Origin of the sequence: Nocardia sp. NPDC004604 (assembly GCF_040609795.1) — a bacterium.
Lineage (GTDB): Bacteria > Actinomycetota > Actinomycetes > Mycobacteriales > Mycobacteriaceae > Nocardia.
The window spans coordinates 1-7,133 of record NZ_JBEXLC010000253.1; the positions used below are offsets into that span (position 1 = coordinate 1).

General features: G+C 65.4%; 10 protein-coding genes and 1 pseudogene. 8 read left to right on the top strand and 3 right to left on the bottom strand.

Annotated features, from left to right (window positions below; all coding sequences use genetic code 11):
• Positions 1-757 precede the first annotated feature (757 nt).
• Together ABZW16_RS42305 and ABZW16_RS42310 are read left to right on the top strand one after the other, a co-directional pair.
• Positions 758-1,180 carry a hypothetical protein gene (locus ABZW16_RS42305; protein ID WP_354961799.1) on the top strand — a complete coding sequence of 141 codons (423 nt, stop codon included), beginning with the start codon at positions 758-760 and terminating at the stop codon, positions 1,178-1,180.
• Complete coding sequence (locus ABZW16_RS42310; protein ID WP_354961800.1) at positions 1,177-2,226, top strand: site-specific integrase; 1,050 nt, start codon at positions 1,177-1,179, stop codon at positions 2,224-2,226. The genes ABZW16_RS42305 and ABZW16_RS42310 overlap by 4 nt, the downstream gene beginning before the upstream one ends.
• 204 nt (positions 2,227-2,430) lie before the next feature.
• On the opposite strand, the gene ABZW16_RS42315 is transcribed toward ABZW16_RS42310, so the two are convergent.
• Together ABZW16_RS42315 and ABZW16_RS42320 are read right to left on the bottom strand one after the other, a co-directional pair.
• Positions 2,431-2,607 (bottom strand): hypothetical protein, encoded by a 177-nt coding sequence (locus tag ABZW16_RS42315; protein ID WP_354961801.1) that lies wholly within the window; start codon positions 2,605-2,607, stop codon positions 2,431-2,433.
• Positions 2,608-2,742: 135 nt separating this feature from the next.
• Positions 2,743-2,850 (bottom strand): annotated as a pseudogene (locus ABZW16_RS42320) (hypothetical protein); the annotation flags it as partial.
• 413 nt (positions 2,851-3,263) lie between these two features.
• Here ABZW16_RS42320 and ABZW16_RS42325 point away from each other — a divergent pair.
• The 4 genes from ABZW16_RS42325 to ABZW16_RS42340 all read left to right on the top strand — a co-directional run bounded on the left by ABZW16_RS42325 (position 3,264) and on the right by ABZW16_RS42340 (position 5,332).
• A complete protein-coding gene (locus ABZW16_RS42325; RefSeq protein ID WP_354961802.1) occupies positions 3,264-3,647 on the top strand; it encodes a hypothetical protein in 384 nt (127 codons plus the stop codon).
• Between the two features lie 59 nt (positions 3,648-3,706).
• Positions 3,707-3,919, top strand: a complete 213-nt coding sequence (locus tag ABZW16_RS42330) for a hypothetical protein (RefSeq protein ID WP_354961803.1) — start codon at positions 3,707-3,709, stop codon at positions 3,917-3,919.
• 640 nt (positions 3,920-4,559) lie between these two features.
• The gene (locus ABZW16_RS42335; protein WP_354961804.1) at positions 4,560-4,811 is read left to right on the top strand and encodes a hypothetical protein; all 252 of its coding nucleotides are present in this window, start codon (positions 4,560-4,562) and stop codon (positions 4,809-4,811) included.
• A gap of 8 nt (positions 4,812-4,819) precedes the next feature.
• Entirely contained in the window at positions 4,820-5,332 is a 513-nt protein-coding gene (locus ABZW16_RS42340; protein ID WP_354961805.1) for an MFS transporter, read from the top strand.
• 713 nt (positions 5,333-6,045) lie between these two features.
• Here ABZW16_RS42340 and ABZW16_RS42345 read toward each other — a convergent pair.
• Positions 6,046-6,168 carry a hypothetical protein gene (locus tag ABZW16_RS42345; protein ID WP_354961806.1) on the bottom strand — a complete coding sequence of 41 codons (123 nt, stop codon included), beginning with the start codon at positions 6,166-6,168 and terminating at the stop codon, positions 6,046-6,048.
• A gap of 327 nt (positions 6,169-6,495) precedes the next feature.
• On the opposite strand from ABZW16_RS42345, the gene ABZW16_RS42350 reads away from it, so the two are divergent.
• Positions 6,496-6,834: a hypothetical protein gene (locus ABZW16_RS42350; protein WP_354961807.1), complete on the top strand. Its 339-nt coding sequence runs from the start codon at positions 6,496-6,498 to the stop codon at positions 6,832-6,834.
• A gap of 11 nt (positions 6,835-6,845) precedes the next feature.
• Positions 6,846-7,133, top strand: a 288-nt coding sequence (locus ABZW16_RS42355) for a YbaB/EbfC family nucleoid-associated protein (protein WP_354961808.1), incomplete at its 3' end; no start/stop codon positions are given.

The following is a 7,133-nucleotide window of genomic DNA, read 5'->3' on the forward strand; positions in this document are numbered from 1 at the left end:
CGAGGCCTGGCCGGTTGTCGATGGTTACGGAAGGCCCGCATGCAGCCTACGATGCACCCTCCCGCCACCGTAAGCGCCGCAGCGCCCGCGCCGCAGCGCCCGCGTCGCAGCGCATCTCCCTGCCCGTCGAGCCCACCTTAACTTCCCGGCTGACCGTTGTCCGCAGAGGAAAGAAGGAGCGAGAAGACAAGCGCCGCAGCAAGATCGCAGCGATCGGCCCTGCTGCCCGGGTCGCGCCGCATGCAGTGGCCGGGGAGGTCTCGGCTCTTTCGGAAGCACCACGATCGGCGGCGTCCCCCGGTTGATCATGCGAGCAGCCCTTCAGTGCAGTCGAGATGAAAGACGCTCGGCTGCAGCCTATTACGGTAGAAACACTCCACTGATGGCGTTGAAACGAACATGGCAATTGCCTATATTAGATGTCGTCGAACACATGGTTTAGGCAAATCTGCCGCACATAGGGTTCAAGTCCCCTCTCGCGCACAGATTCGTGTCATGCGTGACACATCTGGCAGCGGCGTGTTTGAGAGTTCTCATACACGCGGAGGCTATCTGTGGAAACACAACTTGACCTGCAACGTTTTGCGGCAGGCGTGTCACGAGAAGTGCTAGCTGGAAGGGGCGATCGGGGTCGCCGGGCAGGTGTCCCGGCCGGCGGTCGCCTGATTTCGGGCGTCATCCCTTCCTCGGCCTCGAGACAAGTCCCGGGCGGTGCGGTCGATCCCGCTGTCGGTCGGGTGTGGCGATGATCCCGCTGTTGGCGTTTCCTAAGGCGCCGTTGGAGGAATTGATCCATGGCCCGGTGACCGCCGACCCGGTTGTCCGCGCGCCGGACGCCGATCTGATCTATGGCGTGTCAGTGGTGGGCGACGGCGGTCGCATCGCTGACAAGCGTCTGCTGGCGGCTCTGCGCTGGCGCCCCGGTGTTCGTCTGGACGTGGCCGTGGCGGTCGGCGGAACCGTGACCGTCACTCCGAGGTCGGACGGCCAGGCGATCGTCACCCGCGAGGGCTACTTCCGCATCCCGTATCGGCAGCGACGGGTGGCGTGCTTGTTCGTCGGCGATCAGGTGCTGCTGCTCGGGCACCGCGGCACCGGTCGACTCGTTGTGCATCCTCGCGCCACCCTGGACGAGCTTTGTGCCGCGAGCGTGAACCTCGCCGGGGCGGTACGCCCATGACGACATCCATCCAGCGCGCCGCGAACGCGGAAACGGTGGCCGCCGCCAAGCTGCTGCTCTCCCAGATGGGGATCGCCCCCGCCGATCTGGTGACGGTCGCTATCCCCGTTCCGACGTTCGCTGAGGTCGTCCCTCAGGTCCGAGCGACGCTCGCTGCCGGGACTCGCGGCACCTACGGCGCTGCGTTGAACCGGCTCGAAACGCAGTGGCGCGACCGCCGTCTCGATGAGGTCTCCAAACCCGACCTCGACGAGATGACCCAAGCTGTCCAAGCGGTCAGCCGGGTCAACCGTGCCTCCCGCGGAGGCACCAGCGCCGCCGAGCACTTCGTCAGCGCCGTGCGCTGTGTGTACCGCTACGCCGAGGACCACGGCTGGATACGCCCCAGCGACAACCCAGCCCGACGCCTGAGTATCCCGGCCCGGCAACGCTCCCACCGCTACGCGATCCCAACGCAGCAGCTCACCGAGATCTGCCAAGTCACCGCCACCACCGGCGACGACCCCGAACTCGACTCGCTGATCCTGCGCCTGCATATCGAAACCGCATGCCGCCGAAGCGGAGCACTCGCCCTGCGCCCACACGACCTCGACCCCGACATGTGCCTGATCTATCTACGGGAGAAGGACGCCACCGAACGCTGGCAGCCCGTCTCGCCCACCCTCATGCGGCACCTGCTGGCTCATGCCGCCGAGCGCCACAGCCCGCAGTCCGGACGGCTGCTGCGCTACCGCAACGGCAAACCGATCACCTCCCGCCGCTACGACCACCTCTGGCAGCGCATCGGTGAAGTTCTGCCGTGGGTCGCGAGCCGCGGAATCACCGCACACTGGCTACGCCACACCACGCTGACCTGGGTGGAGCGCACTTTCAGCTACGCGGTCGCCCGCGAGTACGCGGGCCACCGCGGCAAAACCCACGGCACCACCGCCACCTACGTCAAAGCCCATCTCCACGAAGTCGCCGCAGCCCTAGCAGTTCTCACCCGCGAGCCACATCCGCTCGCTCCTGCGTACCAACCGGCATCCGCGGCGTCCGCACACTGACCACGCCCCAGGAAGGACTCCATGTCTCCCTCCGACCGAACGGTGCCGACGACAGCCCCACCGAGCACGTCAGTGGGGCCACGTTCGGCAACGATCGCAGAACGCACGCCGCGTGCGCACGCATTCTTCTGGAGCACGTTGATCGCGGCTGCCGGTGTCAGCATCGCTGGCAACGCCGCCCAGGCTGTCCTGCACACCGCTGCATCACCGGCCGTCCACGAACAGCTGCGCCGGGAGCAACGCATCGGCTCTTGGCGGCCAGATGTCGAGGTCGATGGCGGTCGTTCCGAATGCATCAGTGAATTGGCCCTCGAGCGGGAGTTGTTGGGGCCGTTGCCGTCGCTGCGGCTCGAGATCGGCGCACGCGAGAGTCTTGGTCACCGGAAACGCGGCAGCCTTGAGCCGGTTGGCCGCGGTCGATCACCGGAACGCTGGACTGAACTTGCCGCCTACCTCCGTCAGATCCGGCGCGGTCGGGATCGCCGGGCTGCGATTGATCCGATCCCACCCGACTTCCCACCTGGCCAGCGGACTCTGCCCGGTTTCGGAATGGACCCGGCGGTGGTATTCGATCTCGACCCAGGCCGCGAACAGGCCGTTCAACTCGAACAGGGCGGCCCGGTGGTCCATGCCGGACTCGGCGATCTCCTCGGCGGTGGTGTCGGGAACCTCGACCAGGAACTGATCCCGGCCCTGGACAATATGGCGGGTACCTTCGAGGCGTTCGCCGACAGCTAGCGCCAGGCCGCGGACGAGCTGACCGGCGCGGACACCGGCGCAGCCTTTGGCTAGAGCCGTACTGCGACGATCGCCCGTTCACGCGGTGACCTCCGCACGGCCCCTCGTGCCGCCCGTAGGCGCATACCGCTGATATGTCTTGTCTGCGGCGCACTCCGTTGATATGTGCTGCCGACTCGGCGTGTCGGACGAAGCAGCGGCCCGCTGTCAGTGAAAATTGTTTCACCACAAGAGATTTCGCTGATAAGGACCGCTGCGCCTGTATCATACCACCGGGTCCCGCTGGGAAGATCGTCGAGTTGACCGAGCTCGTCGAGCGGTGCGCCATCGAGGCCGAGGAGATGATTGGATGCCCGCCATCGCTGGGCCTGTTCCATGGCGTGTGTGTCACTTTGATGTGTTTACGGCGCAACCGGACTCAGTTCGAACTCGCCGAACAGTACGAGACCTCGCAGCCGACGATCTCACGGGCGATCTGCTGTATCACGCCTTGGCCGGATCGGATGCTCGTGCCGGAAGTGCCGGTGGCCGAGGAGCTTTCGCCCGATGAGCAGTACATCGTGGACGGGACGTTGCTTCCGTGCTGGTCGTGGGCCAATCGGCCGGAGTTGTACTCGGGCAAGCGGAAAACGACCGGCGTGAACGTGCAGCTCGTCTGTGATGTGCGCGGGCGTTTGCGGTAGGTCCGATCCGGTGGACGGCTGAAGCGGTCCGGGTATTCCAGTTCTGCGAGCTTGCGGATGTGGTGGACCTCGACGTTGCCTACGGCGCCACAGAGTTCCCAGATGTCCGCAAGGAGCCGGGTGAGGATCTCCTTGTGCGGATGGTCGACCCGGATCGGCTGGGAGTCAGTGATTCTCGCCGTTTTCTGCCGATGCAGCGGTGTCTCGCCGAACCGTGCGACGAATGGTTTTCTGCCCTCGCGTTCGATGCGTGCTTCGATACAGGTGCGTAGCCCGTGCGGTGTCGTGATTTCGGTTTTGTGCTTGGCCGCCATCTTCGACGTCGACGAGCGGGTGCTTGCCTGCGAGGGTCTCGAGCATGGAGGTCTCCATGACCCAGCGCAGCCGGTGCAGCCGATAGACGTCACCGAGATCTGCGCACTCGCACAACAGATTCTGCTGCGCGCACACGGGTGCGGGCGCCGTGCGTCCCGATGTCCCCGGCGCCGACCTGCTCATGTTGTTGTGGGCGAGCGGCCGTGTCTCCGAGACCACGCAGCACGTCGCACCGTCGATGTGGCGCCGGCACATGCACCCGGCGATGGACGGACTCCGGGCGTCGAACCGGCTCGACCTGCGGGAGCCCGCGTGGGACCTGGAGCTTTTGAACCGGGCGATGACCGTCCCGGAGCAGCAGGTGGTCAGGGCCCCGACGCGAGGAACTGCTGGAGGTCGGTGAAGGCGTGAACCAGACCATCATGAAACAGAGGGCGGAGGAAATGGCCACGCGCTGATCCGTCCCGGGCAGGTCGCGGGGCCCCTCGTACCGGAAGATCAGCGGTGAGGGACTGCGAAGAGCCGCAAGCGATTTCGCAGAGTTTCAGTGTCGATTCCGGCCCACAAATGGGCCGGAGTTGACATTCAGAATGCTTGGTGGCCCTGCGCACCACGGCCCGCCCCGCGGTGCTCTTCACCAACCTCGCCTCGATCATGGTCGGCGTCTCATTTCTCGTCGTCTCGCTGGTCCTCCCCCAACTGCTACAGCTGCCGAAGGCGACCGGGTACGGCCTCGGCCGATCGATGGTGGTCGCGGGCCTGTTCATGGCGCCGCTTGGGCTGACGATGATGTTCACGGTCCCCGTCTACGCCCAGTTGGCCGCGAAGTCGGCTCGAAGGTCACGCTGATCCTCGGCATGGTGATCATCGTGATCGACTACAGCGCAGGACTTCGCCTGATGAGCGCTCCCTGGCAGAGTCTCGTCATCGTGGCGGTCCTGGGCCCCGGCATCGGCCTCGCCTACTCTTCGCCTCCCGCCCTGATCGTCGACGCGGTCCCCGCCTCGGAGACGGGCGCGGCCAACGGCCTCAACACTCTGATGCGCTCGATCGGCGCGGCGATATCGAGCGCCGTCATCGGTATGGTCCTCGCCCGCGAACGATGTGGACGGGTCGCGGTACCAACTATGCACGGCTTCCGCCTCTCCTTCCTGATCGCGACGGGCGCGGTGGCGATCGGCCTGCTCATAGCCCTATTCCTGCCCCGAGCCCGCCCACATCACCACATCCGGGGACAACTGCCCGACAGACCCAAGCAGACAAGCCCGGGAGAGCATCGGGTTGGCGTCGTCGGCGCCTACCCCATGGCGACCTTCGTGAGCGGTTCGCGAAGTTCGGGCTGGAGCTGCATCCCGACAAGACTCGACTGATCGAATTCGGGCGGCACGCCGCCCGGCACCGAACGGCACGGGTCTGGGGAAGCCGGAGACGTTCGAGTTCCTTGGCTTCACGCACTTTTGCGGGATGTCCAAGCGCGGACGGTTGTGGCTGCGGCGGGTCACGATCAAGAAGCGGATGCGGGTGAAGCTACGAGAGGTCGACGACCAACTCGAGAAGCGCCGACATCAGCCCATCCCGGAGCAAGGCAAATGGTTGAGGAGTGTGGTGCCAGGCCACATCGCCTACTATGCCGCGCCCGGTAACACCGAAGCGGTCGCGGTGTTGCACCCAGGTCGGTCGATACTGGTTCAAGGCGCTTCGGCGCCGCAGCCAGCGCACCCGACTGAACTGGAAACGGATGGACCGACTTACCGCCAAGTGGTTGCCGCTCGCCCGCGTCAAGCACGAATTTCCGGAAGTGCGCTTCGACGCCAAAATCCGAGGCAGGAGCCCAGTGCGGTAGTTCCGCACGCTGGGATCTGTGTGGGGGGGACGCCCGTGAGGGCGGTCCCTACCGCGATCCCAGCTCAGGGTCCGGCCGAGCAGATCCATGTACTGCGTCAGCGGCCGGGTGGTCGCGGTGCAGTTCGAGGTGGCGGCCATCGCGGCCTCCTTGCCCTGTCCGGTTCTTGCTGACCGACGACATCTGTGACGACAGGTCGCCGAGTGCGCGCGTCAATTCGGACGCAATACGAGACCAGGACTATGCGATTTCCATATTCGCGTCCATGGCGGCCTGGGCGGAGGTGACGAACCCCTTCATCTCGTCTTTCCAGCCGATCGACATGCCCGGTTCGGGGTTGATGACCTGGGGATCGAGGGTCATGCCCTGTTTCTGATACCCCTGGATCTGATCCGCTGTCGGCGGCTTATCGAAGTACTTGTCGGAGCTCTTTTCCTGATCTTGTTTTCTGTCCGAGGAAAGGATTGTCCCAGGCCTTACCAACACTGGCGCTGAGGAGCGACCCGTACTGTTCCGGATGTATCGCGTTGATCTGGTATTTGTTCGGATCCGCCTTCTTGACGATGGCGCCTCCGCGCCAATCTTGGCGCAGATCCGCGGCGATCGTGGCGATCTGCTTGCTGTTCAGGCGGTCCGGAATCCATGATCTGAGTGGCTGCCGGAAGCGGCAGCACCGCGAGGGAGTACAGCATGACCGACGAGCAACCCGAACCAGCCCAGTGGACCGCGAGCTCGCGCACCGGCGCGATCACGGTGCGCACCACCGATCAGGGCCTGCCCCTGGGCGTTTCGCTGGAGGCGGCCGAACTGCGCCGCGACCCCTACGCGCTGGCGGCCGACATCATGCGGCTGTGCCGCCAGGCGTCCAACCGGGCCGCGCTGGCCCGGCGGGCGGAGTTCGAGCAGGCCGGGGTAGCCGAAGAGATGATCAACCTGATGGGCCTGCCGACGCCGGAAGAGGTGGCACGTCAGGAGGCGCTGGAGGAACAAGACGAGTCCGAGCCGCAGAGCTGGCTGCGGCAGGTGTAGGGGAGGACGCCATGTACGAGACGATGGATGAACTCGAGGACGCGGTGCGTCGGCGGCTGTATCGGATGCGTGATCTCGGGGATGATATGGCCGCGATTCGGGTCCGGGAGACTTCGCCCGACGGTGCGGTGACGGTGGAGGTCGACGGGAACGGCAAGTTGCTCGATCTTGAATTTTCCGAGGCGATTTCGAGGCTTGCGCCGTCGGACTTCGAGAAGACGTTGGTGGATACGGCGATGGCGGCGGCGCGCCAGGCGTTCGCGCAGCGCGGTGAGTTGATCGAGGCCTTCAACGAGGAA